The sequence below is a fragment of the Winogradskyella psychrotolerans RS-3 genome, from assembly GCF_000427335.1.
Lineage (GTDB): Bacteria > Bacteroidota > Bacteroidia > Flavobacteriales > Flavobacteriaceae > Winogradskyella > Winogradskyella psychrotolerans.
This window is the reverse complement of record NZ_ATMR01000087.1, coordinates 1-571: the sequence shown is the minus strand read 5'-3', so window position 1 is coordinate 571 and position 571 is coordinate 1. Positions and strand designations below refer to the sequence as shown.

Below are 571 nucleotides of genomic sequence, written 5' to 3'. Positions count from 1 at the left end.
GCACCAGCAGCCATTTTAGGCTTGAAAGCAGGCAAACATGTTTATGTAGAAAAGCCTTGTGCGCACAATCCTCATGAAGGAGAATTGCTAATGCGAGCACAAAGAAATACAATAAAGTAGTTCAGGTGGGTAATCAAAGACGTTCCTGGCCAAATGTAATCAAAGGTATTGAAGAGCTTCACAACGGAGTTATCGGAAGACCTTATATGGCAAAAAACCTGGTACGCAAACAACAGAGCGCCCATCGGTAACGGTAAGCAAGTTCCAGTTCCTGAATGGCTGGACTTTGAATTATGGCAAGGACCGGCTCCAAGGGAAGCTTATAGAGACAATTTAATCCATTATAACTGGCATTGGTTTTGGAACTGGGGAACTGGTGAAGCACTAAACAATGGTACCCACATGGTGGATCTTGCGCGTTGGGGATTACAAGTAGAATACCCTAACAAAGTAAACTCTTCAGGTGGAAGATATAGGTATGAAGACGATTGGCAAACTCCAGATACACAAGTTATCAATATGGAATTTGACAACAAATCCATGATCACCTGGGAAGGCAGAAGCTGTAACG

1 protein-coding gene is annotated in these 571 nt (G+C 43.1%); it reads left to right on the top strand.

All coding sequences use genetic code 11. The annotated features are described in order from the left end of the window. Positions 1-168: 168 nt before the first annotated feature. The coding region (locus ADIWIN_RS22140) for a Gfo/Idh/MocA family protein (RefSeq protein WP_369021493.1) at positions 169-571 on the top strand (403 nt) is incomplete at its 3' end.